Raw genomic sequence first — 23,501 nt, 5'->3', positions numbered from 1 at the left:
CCGGTTACTGGTGAGTCACTACGATAAGACGCAGCGCATCCAGTCGCCAGCTCGCCTGGTTAAGGTTCTCCAGGACCTGCTGACGGTTATGCTCAATCGCCGCCAGTTCGTCGTCGCGAATGTTCGGGTTCACGGCGCGCAGCGCTTCGAGACGCGACAGCTCGGCGGAGAGTTTGTCATCGGCTTCCTGACGCGCCGCATCGATAAGCTCGCGCGCCGCTTTCTCCACCTGCGCCTCGCCGCCTTGCAGGATCGCATGGACTTCCTGCTGAACCGCGTTCACCAGCTTGCTGCCGGTATGACGGTTGACGGCGCTAAGCTGGCGGTTGAAGCTTTCAAACTCCACCTGGCCTGCCAGATTGTTGCCGCTTTTATCGAGCAGCATGCGTACCGGCGTCGGCGGCAGGAAGCGGTTAAGCTGCAACTGCTTCGGCGCTTTGGCTTCGACCACGTAAATCAGCTCCAGCAGCAGCGTGCCGACCGGTAACGCTTTATTTTTCAGCAGCGAAATGGTGCAGCTGCCGGTGTCGCCGGAGAGGATCAGATCCAGACCGTTGCGGATAAGCGGGTGTTCCCAGGTAATGAACTGCGCGTCTTCGCGCGACAGCGCCACGTCGCGGTTAAACGTAATGGTGCAGCCATCTTCCGGCAGGCCAGGGAAATCCGGCACCAGCATGTGATCGGACGGCGTCAGCACAATCATATGTTCGCCGCGGTCATCCTGATTGATGCCCACGATATCGAACAGGTTCATGGCGAAATTCACCAGGCCGGTATCGTCATCCTGCTCAGCGATGGCATCAGCCAGCTGCTGGGCTTTTTCGCCGCCGTTGGAGTGGATCTCCAGCAGGCGGTCGCGGCCCTGCTCAAGCTGCGCTTTCAGTTCATCGTGCTGTTTACGGCACGCCTGAATCAGCTCGTCAAAGCCCTCGCTGTTTTCCGGTGCGGCCAGGTAGCCAATCAGCTGCTCATAGACGCTGTCATAAATCGCGCGTCCGGTAGGGCAGGTGTGTTCAAACGCGTCCAGCCCCTCGTGATACCAGCGCACCAGCACCGACTGCGCGGTTTTCTCAAGGTACGGCACATGGATCTGGATATCGTGCGCCTGGCCGATACGGTCCAGACGGCCGATACGCTGCTCCAGCAGATCGGGGTTGAACGGCAGATCGAACATCACCAGCTGGCTGGCGAACTGGAAGTTACGGCCTTCGGAGCCGATTTCCGAGCACAGCAGCACCTGCGCGCCGGTATCTTCTTCGGCAAACCAGGCCGCTGCGCGGTCGCGTTCGATAATCGACATGCCTTCATGGAACACGGCGGCGCGAATGCCTTCACGCTCGCGCAGTACCTGCTCCAGCTGCAGCGCGGTGGCGGCTTTGGCGCAGATCACCAGTACTTTCTGCGAGCGGTGGCTGGTGAGATAGCCCATCAGCCACTCCACGCGCGGATCGAAGTTCCACCAGGTGCCGCTGTCGCCTTCAAATTCCTGATAAATCTGCTCCGGATAGAGCATATCGCGCGCGCGCTCCTCGGCGGATTTACGCGCGCCCATAATGCCGGAGACTTTAATGGCGGTCTGGTACTGGGTCGGCAACGGCAGCTTAATGGTGTGCAGCTCGCGTTGCGGGAAGCCTTTCACGCCGTTACGGGTGTTACGGAACAGCACGCGGCTGGTGCCGTGACGGTCCATTAGCATGGACACCAGCTCCTGACGCGCGCTTTCGGCGCCGTCGCGGTCGCTGTTGGCGGCTTGCAGCAGCGGCTCGATATCCTGTTCGCCAATCAGCTCGCTTAAGGTATTGAGCTGTTCATCGCTCAGATGCGTGCCCGCCAGCAGCAGCGCCACGGCATCCGCCACCGGGCGATAGTTCTGCTGTTCTTCGACAAACTGTTCGAAATCGTGGAAACGGCTCGGGTCCAGCAGACGCAGGCGCGCGAAATGGCTCTCCATACCGAGCTGTTCCGGCGTCGCGGTCAGGAGCAGCACGCCCGCCACGCGTTCGGCCAGCTGTTCAATGGCCTGATATTCGCGGCTCGGCGCGTCTTCGCTCCAGACCAGGTGATGGGCTTCGTCCACCACCAGCAGGTCCCACTCGGCATCGCACAGATGCTCAAGGCGCTGCTTGTTGCGGCGCACGAAATCCAGCGAGCAGATAACCAACTGTTCGGTATCGAACGGGTTCTCGGATTCATGCTGGGCTTCGGCGTAACGCTCGTCGTCAAACAGCGAGAAGCGCAGGTTGAAGCGGCGCAGCATCTCCACCAGCCACTGGTGTTGCAGCGTTTCCGGCACGACAATCAGCACGCGCTCCGCCGCGCCTGCGAGCAGCTGTTGGTGAATGATCATGCCGGCTTCGATGGTTTTACCGAGGCCCACTTCATCGGCCAGCAGGACGCGCGGCGCATGGCGGCGGCCCACGTCATTGGCGATATTGAGCTGGTGCGGGATCAGGTTAGTACGCTGACCGCGCAGGCCGCTCCACGGCATCCGGTACTGTTCGCTCTGGTATTTGCGGGCGCGAAAGCGCAGGGCGAAGCGGTCCATACGGTCAATCTGACCGGCGAACAGGCGGTCCTGCGGTTTGCTGAACACCAGTTTGCTGTCGAGGAAAACCTCGCGCAGCGCGACATTTTCCTCAAGCGTATCCAGACGGGTGCCGATATAAATAAGTAAGCCGTTTTCTTCCTTTACTTCATCCACTTTCAACTGCCAGCCTTCGTGGCTGGTCACGGTATCGCCCGGGTTGAACATCACGCGGGTGACCGGGGAGTCATTTCGGGCATACAGACGATTTTCACCGGTAGCCGGGAAAAGCAGAGTCACCATGCGGGCGTCGATCGCTACCACGGTGCCCAGTCCCAGTTCGCTTTCCGTATCGCTGATCCAGCGTTGACCAAGTGTAAAAGGCATATATATCGGCTCTATTCTCTTATCAAATGTGCAGGCAATAGTATGACTCCCGCCTGCGCGCAGGCGGGGTGTCGCAATCAGGGTGATGTGAAAAGGGCGCTATGGTACTGGATGCCAGGACGTTCGTCACGTGTCAAAAAAGCCCCATCTGCCCTGTCATCAGTGTAGCAAAGTCATCTTGCATAAAAGGCAGGATGCCGTCCGCGACGGGCTGTAACTGCTTCGTTAAATAGTGATCGTAGTCCGGCGTGCCCTGCTGATAATCCACCGGCTCCGGGCCGTTCATCGTCCAGACATATTTGATCGTGCCGCGATTCTGGTACTGCGCAGGACGCCCGAGGCGCGCGTTATGCTCATCGGCAAGCCGCGCCGCGCGAACATGCGGCGGCACGTTGCGCTGATATTCGCTGAGCGGGCGGCGCAGGCGTTTGCGGTACACCAGTTGATCGTCCAGCTCGCCCGCCATCAGCCGGGCGATAGTGTCGCGTATGTAATCCTGATACGGCTCGCGGCGAAAAATACGCAGGTAGAGATTTTGCTGGAACTGCTGCGCCAGCGGCGTCCAGTCGGTACGTACCGTCTCCAGCCCTTTAAAGACCATGCGCTGGCGGTCGCCCTCCTGAATCAGCCCGGCGTAGCGCTTTTTACTGCCCATCTCCGCGCCGCGTATCGTCGGCATCAGGAAGCGGCTAAAGTGGGTTTCGTACTCCAGCTCCAGCGCGCTCTCAAGACCCATGCTCTCTTTAAGGTGACGCTGCCACCAGGCATTGACGTGCGCAATCAGCCGCTGGCCTATCTCTGCGGCTTCCTCTTCCTGGTGCGCCCGCTTAAGCCAGACGAACGTGGAGTCGGTATCGCCGTAAATCACCGTATAGCCCTGCGCTTCGATAAGCGCTTTGGTCTGGCGCATGATCTCATGCCCGCGCATCGTGATAGAGGAGGCGAGGCGCGGATCGTAGAACCGGCACGCGCTGGTGCCAAGCACCCCGTAAAACGCGTTCATGATGATTTTCAGCGCCTGGGAGAGCGGTTTGTTGCCGAGGCGTTTGGCCTCTTCGCGCCCCTGCCAGATCTGCGTGACGATCTCCGGCAGGCAGTGCGTCTCGCGCGAAAACCAGGCGCCGATAAAGCCTTCCACACTCGTCGCCGGTTCCGGCGCGCCCAGTCCTTCCACCAGCCCCACCGGATCGATTAAAAAGGTGCGGATAATCGACGGATAAAGGCTTTTGTAATCCAGCACCAGCACCGAGTCATACAGGCCGGGCTGCGAATCCATCACATAACCGCCGGGGCTTGCCTGCGGCGCTACCGCGCCGAGATTCGGCGCGACAAAGCCCGCGCGGTGCATACGCGGAAAATAGAGGTGGCTGAATGCCGCGACAGAGCCGCCGTGGCGGTCGACCGGCAGGCCATTCACCGTGGCGCGCTCCAGCAAAAACGGCATGATCTCCGTTTTATGGAAGATGCGCGTTACCAGCTCGCAGTCTTTCAGGTTATAGGTGGCGAGCGCGGGTTTATCTTCGGCGAAGCGCCGGTCGATTTCATCCATGCGCTGCCACGGGTTGTCGATGGCTTTGCCTTCGCCGAGCAGCTCCTGCGACACTGACTCCAGCGAAAACGACGAGAAATTCCAGAAGGCGGATTTCAGGGCTTCGATCCCGTCGATAATTAATCGCCCTGCGGCCTGTGCGAAAAAGACGCCGTTTTTAAAACCGTGCTCGCGCCACTCCAGCTCGCTGTTGCCGCGCCCAAGCCGCAAGGGCACGCCGTAACGCTCGGCATGTTTTTGCAGCATCCGCAGATCGAACTGGATAACGTTCCAGCCGATCAACACATCCGGATCGTGCCGTGCAAACCACGCGTTGAGTTTTTCAATCAGCAGCGGGCGGCTTGCAACATATTCCAGTTCGAAATCGAGACCGCGGGCGTCGCCGTTTTCCGGCCCGAGCATGTACACCACGCGCGAGCCGCAGCCTTCAAGGCCGATGCAGTAAAGCTCGCCGTGGCGGTTAGTTTCGATATCCAGCGACACCCATTTGAGCGGCGGGCGGTAGTGCGGGTTCGGCTTCAGGCGCGCGTTAATCAGCCGCTCGCCCTGACGATCGCCGCTGACCCACACGGGCGCCGTAATAAAGCGCTCCATCAGAAAGCGCTCGGGCGGGCGAATATCCGCCTCATAGACCGTGACGCCGTTTTCGCGCAGCAGCTTTTCAAGCCGCATCAGCTGGCGGTGCGAGCGGCAATAAAGGCCGCACACTGCCTGACGCTGAAAATCTTTCAGTGAAAGTGCCGCGAAGCGCGCGTCGTTTTCCTGCGCAAGCAGGCTTTCAGCGCGCGCGCGTTCGGCTTCGGGAATAAACGCGACGGACTCCTGCGGCGGCAGGCAAACCCGCAGCGGCCCGGCATCCGTCGCGAGCCAGAATTCGATCTCCGTTCCCTGCGGTGTATCCCGCCAGTGACGGCTTACAATAAATCCCTGATGCGCTTCAGACACACGGCGTACTCACGTAAAAAACCAGGCGTGATTATAGCCTGGTTGCGTCTGTTTTGCTGGGGTTTTATACAGGTGCGCGGCGGCGGAACAGGCCGCACGCAGGCCTGGTAAGCATCGCGCCGCCGGGCACGGTTTACTGCCCGTAATACGCTTTTGCGCCGTGTTTGCGCAGGTAGTGTTTATCCAGCAGCGTCTGTTGCATCTGCGGCAGTTCCGGGGCGAGCTGACGGCAGAAAATCCCCATATAGGCGACTTCTTCCAGCACGATGGCGTTATGTACCGCATCGACCGCATCTTTACCCCAGGCGAACGGGCCGTGGGAGTGCACCAGCACGCCAGGCATCTGGGCCGGATCGATATCGCGCTGACGGAAGGTTTCGGCGATCACCACGCCGGTTTCCCACTCATACGCGCCGTTGATCTCTTCATCCGTCATTTTGCGGGTGCAGGGGATCTCGCCGTAGAAGTAATCGGCATGGGTGGTGCCGGTCGCCGGGATCGGCAGGCCCGCCTGCGCCCAGATGGTGGCGTGGCGCGAATGGGTATGCACAATCCCACCAATGGTCGGGAATTGCTGATAGAGCAGGCGATGAGTAGGCGTGTCGGATGAGGGCTTTTTCTTGCCTTCGACGACCTCGCCGGTCTCGATGCTGACCACCACCATATCGTCAGCGGTCATCACGGTGTAATCCACGCCCGAGGGCTTGATAATAAACACCCCGCGCTCGCGGTCGACGGCGCTCACATTGCCCCACGTGAGTGTCACCAGATTATGCTTTGGCAGCGCCAGATTGGCTTCCAGCACCTGACGCTTGAGTTCTTCTAACATGCCTCTCTCCACGCCGGATGGCGCGTCGCCGCGTTGGCCTGCGAAATCACAGGCCCGGCAAACGACGCGCCACCGGGCATCCGGGATTTAACGTTTCAAACCGTAATACACTTCGTTCCAGCGCAGCGCGTCTTTAAACGCGGGCAGGCGGGTGTCGTTGTCGATCACGGCGATTTCAAGGTCATGCATCTCCGCGAACAGGCGCATATCGTCGAGCGTCAACGCCTGGCTGAAGACGGTATGGTGCGCGCCGCCGGCCAGGATCCAGGCTTCAGACGCGGTCGGCAGATCCGGCTGGGCTTTCCACAGCGCGTTGGCCACTGGCAGCTTCGGCAGGTCGTGCGGGGTTTTCACCGCGTCGACGCAGTTCACCAGCAGGCGGAAACGATCGCCCAGATCGATAAGGCTCGCGTTCACGGCGGGGCCGGTGGTGGTGGAGAAGATCAGGCGCGCCGGATCGGCTTTACCGCCGATGCCGAGGTACTGCACGTCGAGGATCGGTTTTTCCGGCGTGGCGATGGTCGGGCAGACTTCCAGCATATGGGAGCCGAGCACCATGTCGTTGCCATTCTCGAAGTTGTAGGTGTAGTCCTCCATAAAGGAGGTGCCGCCTTCAAGACCGCCAGACATCACTTTCATGATGCGCAGCAGCGCGGCGGTTTTCCAGTCGCCTTCGCCCGCAAAGCCGTAGCCCTGCTGCATCAGACGCTGTACCGCGAGGCCCGGCAGTTGTTTCAGCCCATGTAAATCTTCAAACGTCGTGGTGAAGGCGTGGAAACCGCCATCCTCCAGGAAGCGCTTCATGCCAAGCTCAATGCGCGCCGCATCGAGAACGTTCTGGCGTTTGTCGCCGTTGATCTGCGCGGCAGGGGTCAGGCGGTAGCTGCTTTCATATTCGTCCACCAGCGCGTTGATATCGCCTTCGCTGACGTCGTTAACCACAGCCACCAGATCGCCCACGCCCCAGGTGTTCACTGAGAAACCAAACTTGATCTGCGCGGCGACTTTATCCCCTTCGGTCACGGCGACTTCACGCATGTTGTCGCCAAAGCGCGCCACTTTCAGATGACGGGTATCTTGTTTCGATACCGCCTGACGCATCCACGCGCCAAGTCGTCCCTGAGACTGTTTATCCTGCCAGTGGCCCGTCACCACGCTATGTTGCAGACGCATACGCGCGCCGATGAAGCCGAACTCGCGGCCGCCGTGCGCGGTCTGGTTCAGGTTCATAAAGTCCATATCGATGCTGCCCCACGGGATCTGCGCATTGAACTGGGTATGGAATTGCAGCAGCGGTTTGTTGAGGATGGAAAGACCGTTGATCCACATCTTCGCAGGCGAGAAGGTATGCAGCCAGACCACCAGACCCGCGCATTTATCGTCATAGTTGGCGTCGCGGCAGATGGCGGTGATCTCGTCCGGCGTAGTGCCGAGCGGCTTTAACACCAGTTTGCACGGCAGCTTCGCTTCGGCGTTCAGTGCGTTCACTACCTGTTCGGCGTGCTGGTTGACCTGACGCAGCGTTTCAGGGCCGTAAAGGTGTTGGCTGCCAATCACAAACCACACTTCATACTGATCGAAAATTGTCATCATCGTGTCCTTAATGTGTCAGGGCCGCCTGGCCTGCGCGCTCGGCAGACTGCGGGGTGGCGGCTGAAGGGAGATAGTGTTGTTCCGCGCTTTGCGACCATTGCTGGAAGCGGCGGTAGAGTTGTTCGAAGCGTGCGGCGCTCTCCGGCTGCGGCTGTAGCGTGTTCTCAATCTGGCTGGCCATCGCCTGCTGCGCCTGCGGGATATCGGCATGCGCGCCGGCGGCGACCGCGGCGAAAATGGCCGCGCCCAGCGCACAGCACTGATCGGAGGCGACGATTTGCAGCGGACGGTTCAGCACGTCGCAGCAGACCTGCATGATCACCGGGTTTTTACGAGCGATGCCGCCGAGCGCCATCACGTTGTTCACGGCGATGCCCTGATCGATAAAGCACTCCTGAATGGCGCGCGCGCCAAAGGCGGTGGCGGCAATCAGCCCGCCGAACAGCAGCGGCGCGTCGGTGGCGAGGTTAAGATCGGTAATGACGCCTTTCAGGCGCTGGTTGGCGAACGGCGTGCGGCGGCCGTTAAACCAGTCGAGGATCACCGGGAGATGATCGAGCGACGGATTTTTCGCCCAGGCTTCCGTAAGCGCAGGCAGCAGCTGTTTTTTGCTGGCCTCGATCTGAGGTTTCAGTTCCGGATGCTGCTTCGCGAGCGTATCCAGCGGCCAGCCGAGCAGGCGGCCAAACCAGGCGTAGATATCGCCAAAGGCGGATTGCCCGGCTTCCAGACCGATGAAATCCGGCACCACGCTGCCATCTACCTGACCGCAGATGCCTTTAACGGCGCGCTCGCCGACATCCGCTTTCTCCGCTACCAGGATGTCGCAGGTGGAGGTGCCGATGACTTTCACCAGCGTATTCGGCTGTGCGCCCGCGCCGACCGCACCCATATGGCAGTCAAACGCGCCACCGGAGATAACGACGCTTTCCGGCAGGCCGAGGCGCTGCGCCCAGTCGGCGCAAAGATTGCCTACCGGGATGTCGGCGGTGAAGGTGTCGGTGAACATCGGGTAGTCGAGATGCTGGTTAATCAGCGGATCAAGTTCATCGAAGAAGCTTGCCGGCGGCAGGCCGCCCCAGCTTTCATGCCACAGCGATTTATGACCTGCGCTGCAACGGCCGCGGCGAATATCCGCCGGACGGGTGGTGCCGGAGAGCAGGGCAGGCACCCAGTCGCACAGCTCAATCCACGAGGCGGCGGCCTGCGCGACGGCGTTGTCCTGGCGCGTTACATGCAGGATTTTGGCCCAGAACCATTCGCTGGAATAAATACCGCCGATGTAGCGTGAATAGTCCGCTTTGCCGGGCGTATGGCACAGGCGGGTGATTTCTTCCGCTTCTTCCACCGAGGTGTGATCTTTCCACAACACGAACATCGCGTTGGGGTTGTCGGCAAATTGAGGGTTGAGCGCCAGCACGTTGCCGTCGGCGTCAATCGGGGCGGGCGTGGAGCCGGTGCTGTCAACGCCAATGCCGACCACGGCGGCGCGCTGTTCTGGCGAGAGTTCCGCCAGCACGGTTTTTAACGCCGCTTCCATTGATTCAATGTAATCCCGCGGATGATGGCGGAACTGGTTACGGGCCGCGTCGCAATAGCGGCCTTCCTGCCAGCGTGGATACCACTCCACGCTGGTGGCAAGCTCGGCGCCAGTGGTGCAATCCACCGCCAAAGCCCGAACCGAGTCGCTGCCAAAATCGAGTCCCAGCGCAATAGCCATCTTCATACTCCATGCGATAAACAAACATGGAGAGAACATTAGTTTTACCCCGCCAAAAGGGTCAGGGTGGATCCGCTGAACTTATGGACGAAAATGCTGTGAAGCGAGAATTTGTGACGCCACGCAAATATTCGATGTGGACATTTCTGCCGCACTTATAGACACTTCGGTTATGGATTAAAAAGCCTGACAGCGAAGACAATACAGGTTATTTTCTGTAATAAAGCGGGCTTAAGACGCCGCTGCTATTATACCGGGCGCTCAGGCGCCTGCCGCTGCCAGCAAAATTAACGATATGGACAAATGGTTTCTTCTCTCTCGCTTCGGAGCGCCGTGAAAATGGCTGAAACGCAAAACGATCCTCTGCTGCCTGGTTATTCATTCAATGCCCATCTGGTGGCCGGGCTGACGCCGATTGAGGCCGATGGCTGGCTCGATTTTTTCATCGACCGCCCGCTCGGCATGAAAGGCTTTATTCTCAACCTGACGGTGCGCGGCGAAGGCGTGGTGAAAAACCAGGGGAAAGAATATCTCTGCCGCCCCGGCGATATGCTGCTCTTTCCGCCAGGCGAAGTGCACCACTATGGCCGCAACCCGGAGGCCAAAGAGTGGTATCACCAGTGGGTCTATTTCCGCCCGCGCGCCTACTGGCACGAGTGGCTGAACTGGCCTGCGATTTTCGCCAATACCGGTTTTTATCGCCCGGATGAGGCGCATCACGAACAGTTCTCCGCGCTGTTTCAGGCGATTATCGACGCCGCTCAGGGGCCGGGGCGCTATGCCGAACTGCTGGCGATAAACCTGCTGGAACAGTTGCTACTGCGCCGCGTCGAGGCGATTAGCGAGTCCCTGAAAGCGCCGCTCGACAGTCGCGTGCGCGATGCCTGCCAGTACATCAGCGATCACCTGGCCGACAGCCATTTTGATATCGCAAGCGTCGCGCAGCATGTCTGTCTTTCGCCGTCGCGCCTGTCGCACCTCTTCCGCCAGCAGTTAGGCGTCAGCGTGCTGAGCTGGCGCGAAGATCAGCGCATCAGCCAGGCGAAGCTTCTGCTCAGCACCACCCGGATGCCGATAGCCAGCGTCGGGCGCAATGTGGGCTTTGAAGATCAGCTCTATTTCTCACGGGTATTTAAGAAGTGTACCGGGGCGAGCCCGAGTGAATTCCGCGCCGGGTGCGAATAACGGAACGTGGGTTTCGTGTCATGACCGGTAAAGTAAAGTATGGTTAAAGAATGATGGCTTGACGCAGCACATAGCGCTCAGGAGAATCCTCTGTTCCACACTTTACCGGATGCGTTATGGAAGCCTTTCTGGAACACTTTATCACTCAGTCAGTCGCCTATTCGCTGATTGCTATTGCGCTGGTAGCGTTCCTCGAATCCCTGGCGCTGGTCGGGCTGTTGCTGCCCGGCACCGTGCTGATGGCCGCCCTGGGCGCGCTTATCGGCAGCGGCGAGGTCAATTTCTATGAGGCCTGGGCCGTGGGAATTATTGGCTGCCTGCTCGGCGACTGGATCTCGTTCTGGCTCGGCTGGCGCTTTAAAAAGCCGCTGCATCGCTGGGCATTCCTCAAAAAACATAAAGCGTTGCTCGATAAAACCGAACACGCGCTGCATCAGCACAGCATGTTTACCATACTCGTCGGGCGTTTTGTCGGGCCGACGCGTCCGCTGGTGCCGATGGTGGCAGGGATGCTTGACCTGCCGGTGCGGAAATTCCTCGCGCCGAATATCGTCGGTTGCCTGCTCTGGCCGCCGTTTTACTTTCTGCCGGGGATCCTCGCGGGCGCCGCTATCGACATTCCGCCGGAGATGAAAAGCGCCGCATTTAAATGGCTGCTCGGCGGCGTGGCGTTGCTGGTCTGGCTGGCGGCGTGGCTGCTCTGGCGCTGGTGGCGCAGCGGCAAAACGCAAGACCGCCTCACGCGCTATCTGCCGCGCGGGCGTCTGCACTGGCTGGCGCCCGGCGTGGCCGTGGCGGCGGCGGCGGCGCTGTTCGCCATTCAGAGCCACCCGCTGATGCCGGTTTATCGCAGTATTCTGTGGAAAGTGGTGACCGGCGCTCAGTGAGGCGTAATGCCGAGCAGCGCCGACGCGCTGGTCTCGCCGCTCAGCAACTGCGCGGTGGGGCCGTCCCAGACGATATGTCCTTCAACGACCACCAGACTGCGCGCGGCGATACGCGCCGCATCTTCCACGCTGTGCGAGACCATGAGTAGCGTGGTGCCTTCCTCTTCGCATATCTGCTCCAGCAGCGTCAGCATCTCCTGACGCAGCGCCGGATCGAGCGCGGAGAACGGCTCATCAAGCAGCAGAACCGGACGCTTTCGCACCAGACAGCGCGCCAGCGCCGCCCGCTGACGCTGGCCGCCAGAGAGCGCGGTCGGCAGCCGCTCCAGCAGATCGCCAATCGCCATGTTGTCGGCTATCGCCTCCACCTCACGCTTTTGCTGCGCGTTCAGCCGCAGGCCGGGCGAGAGCCCGAGCGCAATGTTCTGGCGCACCGTCAGATGGTTAAACAGATTATTTTCCTGAAACAGCATCGACACCGGGCGTTGTGACGGCGGCGTGCGGGTGTGATCCGCCCCGTTGATACTGAGCGTGCCGCTGTCAGGCGCGAGAAACCCGGCGATCAGGTTAAGCAGCGTGCTTTTGCCCGCGCCGCTTGGTCCCAGCACCGCGACCCGTTCAGCGTCGCGCACGTCCAGCGTAAAGCGCATCGGCAGATGGTGATACAGCCAGGTGAGATCAGTCAGTGTCAGCATGGCGCCCCGGAAGTTTTTCAATCAAGGTGAACAGCAGGAAACAGAGCAGCAGCAGAAGCAACGCCGTGACGGCGCCCGCATCGCTACGGTAGGCGCCGATCTGCTGGTAGAGATAAAAGGGCAGCGTGCGGAAATCCTCATTGCCAAACAGCGCTACGACGCCGAAATCGCCAATGGATAATACGCAGGCGAACGCCATCGCCTGGGCGAGCGGCACCCGCAGCGCGCGGGCCTCCACCAGCCGCAGCCGGTTCAGGCCGCGCATCTCAAGCGAGGCGCAGAGCGCGCCGTAACGCGCGGCGATATCGCGCATCGGGTTATCAAGCACTTTTAGCGCGTAAGGGATTGCCATCAGGGCGTTGGTGAAAATCACTATCGCATCGGCGCGTTCCGGCAGCCCGACGGTGGCATTGAGCAACAGGAAAAAACCGGTCGCCAGTACAATGCCCGGCATCGCGAGGATCAGCACGCCGCAGAGCTCCAGGCTTTGCCCGGCGAGACGGCGGTGTCGCAGGTACAGCTCGCGCGTGCTCCAGAGCAGCATCATGGTCAGGATAACGCACAGCGCCCCCGCGCAGAGCGCGATGCGCAGCGACGTCCAGAGCGCGCCCCACAGCGCCGGATCGGCCAGCGCGTGGCCGATGTCGCCGCGTAAACCATCAACCAGCACCGCCAGGAGGGGCGGCAGGAGAAGCAGCAGCGCGCCGGTAATCAGCAGGGAATCGATGAGTTTGCTGCGCCACGAATCCTCCGGGTTGCGCCAGCCGCGCACCAGCGTCGCGCCGACCGGGATCGCCTTGCTGAGCCGCTGGCTTAACAGGATAAGCGACAGGCAGCAGCCCATCTGGATAAGCGCCAGCAGCGCCGCGCGGCCCGGATCGTAGTCATAGCTCAGCGCCTGGTAGATGGCGAGCTCAATGGTGGTGGCCTGCGGCCCGCCGCCAAGCGCCAGCACCGTCGCGAAGCTGGCGAAGCACAGCATAAAAATCAGCGCCGCCACCGGCGGGATCTGGCGGCGCAGCCAGGGCCACTCCACCAGCCGGAAGAAATCCCAGCCGCGCATGCCGAGCTGCGCGGCGAGCTGGCGCTGTTCGCCGGGGATCTGCGTCAGCGTCTGGTACAGCAGGCGGGTCGCCATCGGCATATTAAAAAAGAGGTGCGCCAGCAGGATGCCCTGCAAACCATAAGGCGAGAACGTCCATTCGATGCCGAGCGTCGCGCAGAGCGCGGCAAGCCAGCCGCTGCGCCCGTAGACGCTGAGCAGGCCGAAAATCGCCACCAGCACCGGCAGGATCAGCGTCATGGCGCACAGGCGCAGCAGCGTTCGCCGCCCCGGAAAGCGGCGGCGGTAGAGCGCGCGGGCGAGTGGAATAGCGGGCACGACGGAAAGCAGGGCGGAGAGAAACGCCTGCCAGAACGAGAAGCGCACCACGTGCCACAGATAGCTGTCGTGCAGCAGCGCGCGTACCTCGGTGTGGGGCGCGTGCGTCCAGAGCGCCGCGAACGCCGCCAGCGCCACCGCCGCCATTAGCAAGGCGGCGATGAGGCCGGGCCAGAGCCAGCCTGGGATCAGCGGCTCACGGCGCGTTGCCATTCACTCGTCCATTGCGCTCGCTGTGTGGCGACATCCTGTGAGGTAAATTGCAGGGTGGTCTGCGGCCGGGTCAGGGCGTTAAACCCTTCCGGCAAGGCGACGTTGGTCACCGGGTACATCCAGTTGCCTGCGGGGATCGCATTCTGGAATGCGGGCGAAACCATGAACTTCAGGAATTTTTCCGCCAGCGCAGGCTGTTTGCTGGCGGCGGTGCGCGCGGCGACTTCCACCTGCAAATAGTGGCCTTCGCTGAAGTTCGCCGCCGCGTAGTTCTCTTTTTTCTCTTCAATGATGTGGTAGGCGGGGGAGGTGGTGTAGCTCAGCACCAGATCGCCTTCGCCTTTGAGGAACAGGCCGTAGGCTTCGCTCCAGCCTTTAGTGACGGTGACGGTCTTCGCGGCGAGCTTCTGCCAGGCGTCCGGCGCTTTATCGCCGTAAACTTTCTGCATCCACAGCAGCAGGCCCAGCCCCGGCGTGCTGGTGCGCGGATCTTCATAGATAACGCGCCATTTCTGATCGCTTTCCACCAGCTCTTTCAGGCTTTTCGGCGGGTTTTTCAGTTTAGTTTTGTCATAGACGAAGGCGAACCAGCCGTAGTCGAACGGCACAAAGGTGTCGTTGTTCCAGCCGCCCGGCACGTTGACGTCATTCGCCGGAACGCCGCTCTTCGCGAACAGCCCGGTCGCGGTCGCGGCCTGAAGCAGGTTGTTATCAAGGCCCAGCACCACATCGGCTTTGCTGTTTTTACCTTCCATGCGCAGGCGATTCAGCAGCGAGACGCCATCTTCCAGCGCCACGAATTTCAGCTCGCAGCCGCAGTCGGCTTCAAAGGCGGTTTTAATTTTCGGGCCAGGGCCCCACTCCGAGGAGAAGGAGTCGTAGGTGTAGACGGTCAGAACGGGTTTGGCGAAAGCCGGAGCGGCGACGAGCGCCAGCAGGGGAAGCAGTTTTTTTAACACTTTGCACCTTTATCAAATGGGGGCAAAGGATTTTGAGCAGTAGCCTCAAATCCCTTCGCCGGCGTTATCCGGATCAGGTTCGACGGGTATTATCTCAGCGCACCGGTCAGCCGGCAGCACCCCGTTGAGAACGGCCCATTGTAATGATTTGCGTAATGTTGCGAAAGGGTTACGGCTCGGGCGGCGCAAACCAGGCGGATTTAAAATCAAACCAGCCGAGCGTGTTCATCCGCACGCCGCGCATACTGCGCTGGCCCTGGAGCATCAGCCAGTGGTGGATCAGCGGCAGAATGTCCTGACGCTCCAGCATGGTGCGGCACCACTGCGGCAGGTTCAGCGCGCCGGTACGCCAGCGCTGCGCGTCGCCCTGCCAGTCGAGCGGGATGCAGTGCTGAATCAGCGGCACTTCGCACAGGTGGGCGAACAGCGAGAAATCGAGCGGCAGCGTAAAGTTGGCGCTGTTAAGCCACAGATCGCTGGTGATGTCTCCCTGATACCACTCTTCATAGCTCACTTCCCGCAGCTCAAGCTCGACCTGATCCTGCGCCAGAATATCGCGCAGCAGCGCGCCGATAATGCGGTTTTCAATATGGTCGCCATAGAAGGTGAGCGTCAGGCGCTCCAGCCCGGCGGGTTTCTGCGCTTCAGGGATTTGCGGCGCGTGGTGCCAGCGCGGCAGCAGGCCGTAAGCCGGAAACCAGATGCGCTGATATTGCGGCGCGGCGCGGTGCAGCAGGCGGGCGGGCGTAAAGCGCGAGCTTATCCAGCGGCGCACCTCCGGCATGGCGCCGACGCGCGAGCGGGAATCAAATAGCAGATAGTAGCAGCCCTCTTCGAGGCGGCTCTCCACGGCTTTTTCGTCGGCGTCGCGCGTCGGACCCTCAAGCTGAACGGCGCAGCTCAGTTCCTCGCCTATCTCCGGCAGCACCCAGAAGTTGACCTCATCAATCAGCGCCCGGTAACCGAAGTAGTCATCGAAGGCGTGGATCTTAAGCTGGTTGCTGTTATTGCGTACCACCGCGTAAGGACCGGTGCCGACGGGCTGACTGGCGAATTTCGGCAGTTCCGGCCACTCCCGCGGCAGGATCATCGCAGGCACGCTGCCCATCAGCCACGGCAGCCAGTCGTCCGGCTCGCTCAGGTGAATATCCAGCGTCCAGGCCGTGGGGGAAGTCACCTGGCGGATATGCGCATAGAGCGGCAGGGCGCAGATGCGCTGTAGCGAGCTGATGACATCAAGCATGTCGAGCTCGCGGCCATGATGAAAATGGATACCGGGGCGTAAGAAAAAGCGCCAGTGAAAAGGGGAAATCTGTTGCCAGTGGTGTGCGATATCGGCTTCCAGTTCCCCGTTTTCCTCGTTTATGCGCGTCAGCCCGCTGAAAATCTGCCGGGCGATGTGGGTTTCTGAACGGCGCAACGCGCTGCCGGGCAACAGGTTTTGCAGCGGGCGGTAGTAGAGCACGCGCAGAATATGGCGTCCCTGGCGGAAGCTACGGCCCAGGTGCGAGAGCAGCATTTGGCGCACTGCGGATTTGTCGCCGACGATCTGCACCAGCTGATCAATCCTGTCCTGCTCCAGCAGATCCTCCGCCCGCTGCTGCTGGAGCGCGAGACCGGTATAAAGGAAACGTAGCCTGGAGCGCTTGCCGCGCCCGGCTTCGGCTTCCCACGTCAGCCAGCCGCGCGCCTGCATGGCGTTCAGCAGCGTGCGCATGTGGCGGCGCGAGCAGCTCAGCAGCTCGGCCAGTTCGTTCAGCGTGGTGTCCTGGGGCTTACCGTCGCAGCATTGCCACAGGCGGATAAATTGCTGTTGCAGACGACCTGAAGGCATAAAAGGGGAACTCCTGCCGGAAACTCATCAATTTAATATTCCCTATATTACGGCAATACTTCTCTTCGATGAAAGCGGAGGGGCTTATGGAAATGTCGTCAACAAGCAGGTTTTATCAGCAGTATTTCAGTGCAACGCAACGTCTTTCCCGCTCATGGCTGGCCCGCCTGAACGGTAAAACGCCGCAACGAATGCTGGATGAGATCATGCAGTGGGATGTGACACTCCCGATGACGTTTAAACGCCGCTAAGCGGACATCACGTGTAACTGAGTATTGGTGCTTTTCACCCGCCAGCAGTGTGCTACTGCTGGCTTTTTTCGTCTATCATGAACACGTCTTCGCCCGCCCCACATGAAAGGATGCGCCTGATGTTGTGGTTTCTTACGTTTGTCCGACGTCTTAATGTCGTCTATCTCTCCTTTATGGTCGTCGCCTTTATGATGGGGGTGGCGGGCGCGCTACAGGCGCCGACGCTGAGCCTGTTTTTAAGCCGCGAAGTGGGCGCGCCGCCGTTCTGGGTGGGGCTGTTTTATACGGTAAACGCCATCGCCGGGATCGCGGTCAGCCTGTTGCTGGCGAAGCGTTCCGACAGCCGGGGCGACCGGCGCAAGTTGATTCTTTTTTGCTGCATGATGGCGGTCGGCAACTGCGTCCTGTTTGCTTTTAACCGTCACTATCTGACGCTGATTACCGCAGGCGTGCTGCTGGCGTCGCTTGCGAATACCGCCATGCCGCAGCTTTTCGCGCTGGCGCGCGAGTATGCCGATAACTCCGCCCGCGAGGCGGTGATGTTCAGCTCGGTGATGCGCGCCCAGCTGTCGCTTGCCTGGGTTATCGGGCCGCCGCTGTCGTTTATGCTGGCGCTGAGCTTCGGCTTTACCACGATGTTTTTAATCGCCGCCGGGATTTTTATCCTGAGCCTGGTGATTATCTTTTTCGCGCTGCCGTCGGTGGCGCGCATTGAGCAGCCCGCCGACGTGGCGCTGACGCAGGTCAGCGGCTGGAAAGACAAGAATGTGCGGATGCTGTTTATCGCCTCGGTGCTGATGTGGACCTGCAATACGATGTATATCATCGATATGCCGCTGTGGGTGAGCCAGGAGCTGGCGCTGCCCGAGAGCCTCGCGGGCGTGTTGATGGGCACTGCGGCAGGGCTTGAGATCCCGGCGATGCTGCTGGCCGGTTTTTACGTGAAGCGGTTCGGTAAGAAGCCGATGATGCTGGTGGCGGTGGGCGCAGGCGTGCTGTTTTACGCCGGGCTTAATCTCTTTCACAGCCGCGAGGCGCTGCTGGGGTTGCAGCTGTTTAACGCGCTGTTTATCGGGATTGTCGCCGGGCTTGGGATGATCTGGTTCCAGGATCTGATGCCGGGGCGCGCCGGTTCCGCCACCACGCTGTTCAGCAACAGTATTTCGACAGGGGTGATTCTGGCGGGCGTGGCGCAGGGGGCGCTTGTGGAGAGCTTCGGGCATTACGCGGTATACCCGGTGATTGCCGGGATAGCGCTGGTGGCGCTGTGGCTGACGAGCAGGGTGAAGGACGTTTAAGGCGATGGTTTGATGGCGGGTGCGCTGCGCTTACCCGCCCTACAAAAAATACGTTTAAGCGTTTGTTGGGCGGGTAAGCGCAGCGCACCCGCCGTAGTCACTAAAGATGCCGCAAAACACTCACCCCATAAACGCGGGCTGTTTTTTCTCATACGCCGCGATGGCGTCGTCGTGCTGCAACGTCAGACCGATGCTGTCCAGTCCGTTCAGCATACAGTGGCGACGAAACGCGTCGATGCTAAAGCTGTAAGACTTCCCGCCCGCTTTCACCACCTGCGCTTCCAGATCCACTTCAAAGCGAATGCCAGGGTTCGCCTTCACCAGCGCAAACATTTCATCCACTTCTTCATCGCTGAGCGTCACCGGCAGCAGCTGGTTGTTAAAGCTGTTGCCGTAGAAAATATCGGCGAAACTCGGCGCAATCACCACTTTAAAACCGTAATCGGTCAGCGCCCACGGGGCATGCTCGCGCGAGGAGCCACAGCCGAAGTTTTCACGCGCCAGCAGGATAGACGCGCCCTGATATTCCGGGAAATTCAAGACGAATTCCGGATTCGGTTGCTCGCCTTTGTCATCGAGAAAACGCCAGTCGTTAAACAGATGCGCGCCGAAGCCGGTGCGCGTCACCTTTTGCAGGAACTGCTTCGGGATAATCGCATCGGTATCCACATTCGCCGCATCCAGCGGAACCACCAGACCGGTGTGTTGGGTAAATTTCTCTGCCATGGGGTTCCCCTTATTTCAGACTACGGATATCGGCGAAATGACCGGTAACGGCGGCGGCGGCGGCCATCGCCGGGCTGACCAGGTGCGTGCGTCCGCCGCGGCCCTGACGGCCTTCAAAGTTACGGTTGCTGGTCGAGGCGCAGCGCTCGCCCGGGTTCAGGCGATCATTGTTCATCGCAAGGCACATTGAGCAGCCCGGCAGACGCCATTCAAAACCGGCTTCGATGAAAATTTTGTCCAGCCCTTCGGCTTCCGCCTGCGCTTTCACCGGGCCTGAGCCTGGCACCACCAGCGCCTGAACGCCCGGCGCCACTTTACGGCCACGGGCGATTTCTGCCGCGGCGCGCAGATCTTCGATACGCGAGTTGGTGCAGGAACCAATAAACACTTTATCAATAGCTACATCGGTCAGCGGCACGCCGGGTTTAAGCCCCATATAGGCCAGCGCTTTCTCCGCAGAGGCGCGCTCGACCGGATCGGCGAACGAGGCCGGATCGGGAATGGCGTCACTTACGGCGATAACCTGGCCGGGGTTGGTGCCCCAGGTCACCTGCGGGGCGATCTCTTCGGCATTGAGCGTCACGACCGCATCGAACTGCGCGCCGTCGTCGGTTTTCAGGGTTTTCCAGTACGCCACGGCGTCGTCGAAATCCTGGCCTTTCGGCGCATGCAGACGGCCTTTGACATAATTAAACGTGATGTCGTCCGGCGCGACCAGGCCCGCTTTGGCGCCCATTTCAATCGCCATGTTGCACAGCGTCATACGGCCTTCCATGCTCAGCGCGCGGATAGCGTCGCCGCAGAATTCCACCACATAGCCGGTGCCGCCTGCGCTGCCGGTTTTACCGATGATCGCCAGAACGATATCTTTCGCGGTGATGCCCGGTGCTGCGCGGCCGTTGACCTCGATTTTCATGGTCTTCGCGCGGCCCTGTTTGAGGGTTTGCGTCGCCAGCACATGCTCCACTTCTGAGGTGCCGATACCGAACGCCAGCGCACCGAAGGCGCCGTGGGTGGCGGTGTGGGAGTCGCCGCAGACGATGGTCATGCCCGGCAGGGTAATACCCTGCTCCGGCCCCATTACATGCACGATGCCCTGATACGGGTGGTTCAGATCATACAGTTCGACGCCGAATTCGTTGCAGTTCTTAATCAGCTCCTGCATCTGAATGCGGGCCATTTCGCCGGACGCATTGATATCTTTGGTCTGGGTGGAGACGTTGTGATCCATGGTGGCGAACGTTTTGCGCGGCTGGCGCACCGGGCGGCCATGGGCGCGCAGGCCGTCAAACGCCTGCGGCGACGTCACTTCATGCACCAGATGACGGTCGATGTAGAGCAGCGGCGTTTCGTTCGGGGCCTCATGAACCACGTGAGCGTCAAACAGCTTCTGATATAAGGTCTTTGCCATGGTTACACCCCTTCGGCCACATAGCGGGCAATGATATCGCCCATTTCATCAGTGCTGACAGCCTGGCCGCCGCGGGCCAGGTCGCCGGTGCGCACGCCTTCTTCCAGCGCGCGGTTGATCGCGTTTTCAATCGCCGTCGCCGCGTCGTCGGCTTCCAGGCTGTAGCGCAGCAGCAGAGACAGCGAGAGGATCTGCGCCACCGGGTTGGCGATGTTTTTCCCGGCGATATCCGGCGCGGAGCCGCCTGCCGGTTCGTACAGGCCAAAGCCCTGCTCGTTGAGGCTTGCGGAAGGCAGCATCCCCATTGAGCCGGTAATCATGGCGCACTCGTCAGAGAGAATATCGCCAAACAGGTTAGAGCAGAGCAGCACGTCAAACTGCGACGGATCTTTAATCAGCTGCATGGTGGCGTTGTCGATGTACATGTGCGTCAGTTCGACGTCCGGATACTCTTTGCCAATTTCATTGACGATTTCACGCCACAGCAGCGACGTTTGCAGCACGTTCGCTTTATCAATCGAGGTGACTTTATTACGACGTTTGCGCGCCGACTCAAACGCGATGCGTGCGATGCGTTCGATTTCAAAACGGTGATAGACCTCGGTGTCGAACGCTTTTTCATGCATGCCGCTGCCTTCGCGGCCTTTCGGCTGGCCGAAGTAGATGCCGCCGGTCAGCTCGCGCACGCAAAGGATATCAAAGCCGTTGGCGGAGATATCGGCGCGCAGCGGGCAAAATTCTTCCAGGCCCTGGTAGAGCTTCGCCGGACGCAGGTTACTGAACAGCTTGAAATGTTTACGCAGCGGCAGCAGCGCGCCGCGCTCCGGCTGCTGTGCCGGGGGCAGGTTTTCCCACTTCGGGCCGCCGACCGAGCCAAACAGGATGGCATCGGCCTGCTCGCAGCCCTCTACGGTCGCCTGCGGCAGCGGGTTGCCGTGGCGATCGATGGCGATGCCGCCAACGTCGTAGTGGCTGGTGGTGATACGCATATCAAAACGACCACGAACGGCATCCAGTACTTTCAGGGCTTGCGCCATCACTTCCGGGCCAATACCGTCGCCCGGCAAAACTGCAATATGATAATTTTTAGACATCACACGGTTTCCTGATTGTGTTCTTTATTCTGTGCTTTTCGTTGCAACTCTTTCTCGACTTCGCCGGCGCGCCAGATGTTGTTCAGCACGTTGATCATCGCGCGGGCGGAGGATTCGACGATATCGGTCGTCAGACCCACGCCGTGGAAGTGGCGGCCGTTATAGCTGACCACGATATCTACCTGGCCCAGCGCGTTTTTGCCGTGGCCTTTCGCGCCTAACTGGTATTTCACCAGCTCGATGTCGTAGTCGGTAATGCGGTTGATAGCCTGATAAACCGCGTCGACCGGGCCGTTGCCGTTAGCGGCTTCGGCTTTGATCTCCTCGCCGCAGGCCAGTTTCACAGACGCGGTCGCCATGGCGCTGGAGCCGGACTGCACGCTGAAGTATTCCAGACGGAAATGCTCCGGCTCTTCCTGCTGTTTATTGATAAAGGCCAGCGCTTCCAGATCGTAATCAAATACCTGGCCTTTTTTGTCCGCCAGCTTCAGGAAGGCGTCGTACAGGTCGTCCAGGTTGTAGTCGTTTTCGTGGTAGCCCATCTCTTCCATACGGTGCTTAACGGCAGCACGGCCGGAGCGGGAGGTCAGGTTCAGCTGCACCTGATTCAGGCCGATGGATTCCGGCGTCATGATCTCGTAGTTTTCACGGTTTTTCAGGACGCCGTCCTGATGGATGCCGGAAGAGTGCGCAAAGGCGCCGGAGCCGACCACCGCTTTGTTCGCCGGGATCGGCATGTTGCAGATCTGGCTGACGGTCTGGCTGGTGCGCCAGATCTCCTGGTGGTTAATGCGGGTGTGGACGTTCATCAGGTTCTGGCGCAGCTTGATGGCCATGATGACCTCTTCCAGAGCACAATTGCCCGCGCGTTCGCCGATGCCGTTTAACGTGCCTTCCACCTGACGCGCGCCCGCCTGCACGGCGGCCAGGGCATTGCCGACGGCCATGCCCAGATCGTCATGGGTATGAACGGAGATAATCGCTTTGTCGATGTTTGGTACGCGCTCATACAGGCCGCTGATGATGTTGCTGAATTCGAAGGGCAGGGTGTAGCCGACGGTATCCGGAATATTAATAGTAGTGGCGCCTGCGTTGATGGCGGCTTCCACGACGCGCGCCAGGTCCGCAATCGGGGTGCGGCCCGCGTCTTCGCAGGAGAATTCAACGTCGTCGGTATAGTTGCGGGCGCGTTTTACCATATAGACGGCGCGCTCAATCACTTCATCCAGCGTACTGCGCAGTTTGGTGGCGATGTGCATCGGTGAAGTGGCGATAAAGGTGTGAATACGAAACGCCTCGGCGATTTTCAGGGATTCGGCGGCCACGTCGATATCTTTTTCCACGCACCGGGCCAGCGCGCAGACGCGGCTGTTTTTGACCTGGCGGGCGATAGTTTGCACCGATTCGAAATCGCCCGGCGAAGAGACCGGAAAACCGACTTCCATGACATCGACACCCATGCGCTCAAGCGCCAGCGCGATTTGCAGTTTTTCCTTTACGCTCAGGCTCGCCTGGAGCGCCTGCTCACCGTCACGCAATGTGGTATCAAAAATAATGACTTGCTGGCTCATGGTTGGTGTCCTTATTTGTCCTGGGGCGCCTTGCGTGAGCATAAAAAAACCCGCGCAGCGGCGCGGGTTTTCGTATTTCTGATGACCTGACTCAAGCGTTATCGCCGTACGTCGCGCACCAGTCTACCGCGCACTGAAGATGCGTTTAGTAGTAGTAGACCAGTAAAACGAACGATGCGAATCATGACTCACGTCCCGAATAAATGCGTTAAGAGACTTTTAGTGGTACTTGATAGCACAGGCCATGTCAACCCCCTGTCCGGAATTCTACAGTTATCTCGCTGGCGCCCCGCCAGATGCGGATTTAGTGGATTATGCTAAGTAAACGGTATTATATAAAACATCTGTATAAGTTAAGCGCAGCGTAAGTATTGATATCGTAAAGGGGCGCATTTTTGGTGCCTTTTTAGCAATTTTATTGCGTTAAATTATTCGTCATATCAATTAAT

The 23,501-nt window shown here is 59.9% G+C and carries 18 protein-coding genes and 1 riboswitch; of the genes, 4 read left to right on the top strand and 14 right to left on the bottom strand.

The window, feature by feature from the left end:
- Positions 1-4 precede the first annotated feature (4 nt).
- From rapA to araB, 5 genes are all read right to left on the bottom strand, one after another.
- Positions 5-2,911 (bottom strand): RNA polymerase-associated protein RapA, encoded by a 2,907-nt coding sequence (rapA, locus tag AB8W27_RS17330; protein WP_012815271.1) that lies wholly within the window; start codon positions 2,909-2,911, stop codon positions 5-7.
- 133 nt (positions 2,912-3,044) lie between these two features.
- On the bottom strand, positions 3,045-5,405 hold the full coding sequence (gene polB, locus AB8W27_RS17325; protein WP_012815272.1) for a DNA polymerase II: 2,361 nt from the start codon (positions 5,403-5,405) through the stop codon (positions 3,045-3,047).
- Positions 5,406-5,538: 133 nt separating this feature from the next.
- On the bottom strand, positions 5,539-6,234 hold the full coding sequence (araD, locus tag AB8W27_RS17320) for an L-ribulose-5-phosphate 4-epimerase (protein ID WP_012815274.1): 696 nt from the start codon (positions 6,232-6,234) through the stop codon (positions 5,539-5,541).
- Between the two features lie 87 nt (positions 6,235-6,321).
- Complete coding sequence (araA, locus tag AB8W27_RS17315; protein ID WP_041923186.1) at positions 6,322-7,824, bottom strand: L-arabinose isomerase; 1,503 nt, start codon at positions 7,822-7,824, stop codon at positions 6,322-6,324.
- A gap of 10 nt (positions 7,825-7,834) precedes the next feature.
- Positions 7,835-9,547, bottom strand: coding sequence for a ribulokinase (gene araB, locus AB8W27_RS17310; RefSeq protein WP_012815276.1), 1,713 nt, complete (start codon positions 9,545-9,547; stop codon positions 7,835-7,837).
- Positions 9,548-9,886: 339 nt separating this feature from the next.
- Here araB and araC point away from each other — a divergent pair, with 339 nt between their 5' ends.
- Entirely contained in the window at positions 9,887-10,732 is an 846-nt protein-coding gene (araC, locus tag AB8W27_RS17305) for an arabinose operon transcriptional regulator AraC (RefSeq protein ID WP_146376772.1), read from the top strand.
- Positions 10,733-10,848: 116 nt separating this feature from the next.
- Positions 10,849-11,619 carry a DedA family protein gene (locus AB8W27_RS17300; RefSeq protein ID WP_012815277.1) on the top strand — a complete coding sequence of 257 codons (771 nt, stop codon included), beginning with the start codon at positions 10,849-10,851 and terminating at the stop codon, positions 11,617-11,619.
- Here AB8W27_RS17300 and thiQ read toward each other — a convergent pair.
- The 4 genes from thiQ to sgrR all read right to left on the bottom strand — a co-directional run bounded on the left by thiQ (position 11,613) and on the right by sgrR (position 16,701).
- Entirely contained in the window at positions 11,613-12,314 is a 702-nt protein-coding gene (gene thiQ, locus AB8W27_RS17295) for a thiamine ABC transporter ATP-binding protein ThiQ (RefSeq protein WP_041923187.1), read from the bottom strand. The two genes, AB8W27_RS17300 and thiQ, sit on opposite strands and share 7 nt — an antisense overlap.
- On the bottom strand, positions 12,298-13,908 hold the full coding sequence (gene thiP, locus AB8W27_RS17290) for a thiamine/thiamine pyrophosphate ABC transporter permease ThiP (protein ID WP_012815279.1): 1,611 nt from the start codon (positions 13,906-13,908) through the stop codon (positions 12,298-12,300). The genes thiQ and thiP overlap by 17 nt, the downstream gene beginning before the upstream one ends.
- Entirely contained in the window at positions 13,884-14,867 is a 984-nt protein-coding gene (thiB, locus tag AB8W27_RS17285; RefSeq protein ID WP_041923188.1) for a thiamine ABC transporter substrate binding subunit, read from the bottom strand. Before thiB ends, thiP begins: the two co-directional genes overlap by 25 nt.
- Before the next feature lie 32 nt (positions 14,868-14,899).
- A riboswitch (TPP riboswitch) is annotated at positions 14,900-15,001 on the bottom strand.
- 35 nt (positions 15,002-15,036) lie between these two features.
- On the bottom strand, positions 15,037-16,701 hold the full coding sequence (gene sgrR, locus AB8W27_RS17280; protein WP_012815281.1) for an HTH-type transcriptional regulator SgrR: 1,665 nt from the start codon (positions 16,699-16,701) through the stop codon (positions 15,037-15,039).
- An 86-nt stretch (positions 16,702-16,787) separates the two neighbouring features.
- Between sgrR and sgrT the strand changes: the two genes are divergently transcribed.
- The gene (sgrT, locus tag AB8W27_RS17275; protein ID WP_012815282.1) at positions 16,788-16,952 is read left to right on the top strand and encodes a glucose uptake inhibitor SgrT; all 165 of its coding nucleotides are present in this window, start codon (positions 16,788-16,790) and stop codon (positions 16,950-16,952) included.
- A gap of 119 nt (positions 16,953-17,071) precedes the next feature.
- Positions 17,072-18,250 (top strand): sugar efflux transporter, encoded by a 1,179-nt coding sequence (locus AB8W27_RS17270; RefSeq protein WP_041923189.1) that lies wholly within the window; start codon positions 17,072-17,074, stop codon positions 18,248-18,250.
- Positions 18,251-18,370: 120 nt separating this feature from the next.
- Here AB8W27_RS17270 and leuD read toward each other — a convergent pair whose 3' ends face one another.
- The 5 genes from leuD to leuL form a co-directional block, all read right to left on the bottom strand.
- Positions 18,371-18,976, bottom strand: coding sequence for a 3-isopropylmalate dehydratase small subunit (leuD, locus tag AB8W27_RS17265; RefSeq protein WP_012815284.1), 606 nt, complete (start codon positions 18,974-18,976; stop codon positions 18,371-18,373).
- Positions 18,977-18,986: 10 nt separating this feature from the next.
- Complete coding sequence (gene leuC, locus AB8W27_RS17260) at positions 18,987-20,387, bottom strand: 3-isopropylmalate dehydratase large subunit (protein ID WP_012815285.1); 1,401 nt, start codon at positions 20,385-20,387, stop codon at positions 18,987-18,989.
- A 2-nt stretch (positions 20,388-20,389) separates the two neighbouring features.
- Positions 20,390-21,481, bottom strand: a complete 1,092-nt coding sequence (leuB, locus tag AB8W27_RS17255) for a 3-isopropylmalate dehydrogenase (RefSeq protein ID WP_012815286.1) — start codon at positions 21,479-21,481, stop codon at positions 20,390-20,392.
- On the bottom strand, positions 21,481-23,052 hold the full coding sequence (leuA, locus tag AB8W27_RS17250; protein ID WP_012815287.1) for a 2-isopropylmalate synthase: 1,572 nt from the start codon (positions 23,050-23,052) through the stop codon (positions 21,481-21,483). The genes leuB and leuA overlap by 1 nt, the downstream gene beginning before the upstream one ends.
- A gap of 98 nt (positions 23,053-23,150) precedes the next feature.
- On the bottom strand, positions 23,151-23,237 hold the full coding sequence (gene leuL, locus AB8W27_RS17245) for a leu operon leader peptide (protein ID WP_105538031.1): 87 nt from the start codon (positions 23,235-23,237) through the stop codon (positions 23,151-23,153).
- Positions 23,238-23,501 lie beyond the last annotated feature (264 nt).

Origin of the sequence: Cronobacter turicensis (assembly GCF_041222865.1) — a bacterium.
Taxonomy (GTDB): domain Bacteria; phylum Pseudomonadota; class Gammaproteobacteria; order Enterobacterales; family Enterobacteriaceae; genus Cronobacter; species Cronobacter turicensis.
This window is presented reverse-complemented; position numbering and strand designations above follow the sequence as displayed.

Coding starts and splice junctions, on each gene's coding strand:
- araC (WP_146376772.1), top strand. CDS start 9,887: ATGGCTGAAACGCAAAACGATCCTCTGCTGCCTGGTTATTCATTCAAT.
- rapA (WP_012815271.1), bottom strand. CDS start 2,911: ATGCCTTTTACACTTGGTCAACGCTGGATCAGCGATACGGAAAGCGAA.
- leuB (WP_012815286.1), bottom strand. CDS start 21,481: ATGTCTAAAAATTATCATATTGCAGTTTTGCCGGGCGACGGTATTGGC.
- thiQ (WP_041923187.1), bottom strand. CDS start 12,314: ATGCTGACACTGACTGATCTCACCTGGCTGTATCACCATCTGCCGATG.
- AB8W27_RS17270 (WP_041923189.1), top strand. CDS start 17,072: ATGTTGTGGTTTCTTACGTTTGTCCGACGTCTTAATGTCGTCTATCTC.
- araB (WP_012815276.1), bottom strand. CDS start 9,547: ATGGCTATTGCGCTGGGACTCGATTTTGGCAGCGACTCGGTTCGGGCT.
- thiP (WP_012815279.1), bottom strand. CDS start 13,908: ATGGCAACGCGCCGTGAGCCGCTGATCCCAGGCTGGCTCTGGCCCGGC.
- leuC (WP_012815285.1), bottom strand. CDS start 20,387: ATGGCAAAGACCTTATATCAGAAGCTGTTTGACGCTCACGTGGTTCAT.
- leuA (WP_012815287.1), bottom strand. CDS start 23,052: ATGAGCCAGCAAGTCATTATTTTTGATACCACATTGCGTGACGGTGAG.
- AB8W27_RS17300 (WP_012815277.1), top strand. CDS start 10,849: ATGGAAGCCTTTCTGGAACACTTTATCACTCAGTCAGTCGCCTATTCG.
- araD (WP_012815274.1), bottom strand. CDS start 6,234: ATGTTAGAAGAACTCAAGCGTCAGGTGCTGGAAGCCAATCTGGCGCTG.
- araA (WP_041923186.1), bottom strand. CDS start 7,824: ATGACAATTTTCGATCAGTATGAAGTGTGGTTTGTGATTGGCAGCCAA.
- leuL (WP_105538031.1), bottom strand. CDS start 23,237: ATGATTCGCATCGTTCGTTTTACTGGTCTACTACTACTAAACGCATCT.
- leuD (WP_012815284.1), bottom strand. CDS start 18,976: ATGGCAGAGAAATTTACCCAACACACCGGTCTGGTGGTTCCGCTGGAT.
- sgrR (WP_012815281.1), bottom strand. CDS start 16,701: ATGCCTTCAGGTCGTCTGCAACAGCAATTTATCCGCCTGTGGCAATGC.
- sgrT (WP_012815282.1), top strand. CDS start 16,788: ATGGAAATGTCGTCAACAAGCAGGTTTTATCAGCAGTATTTCAGTGCA.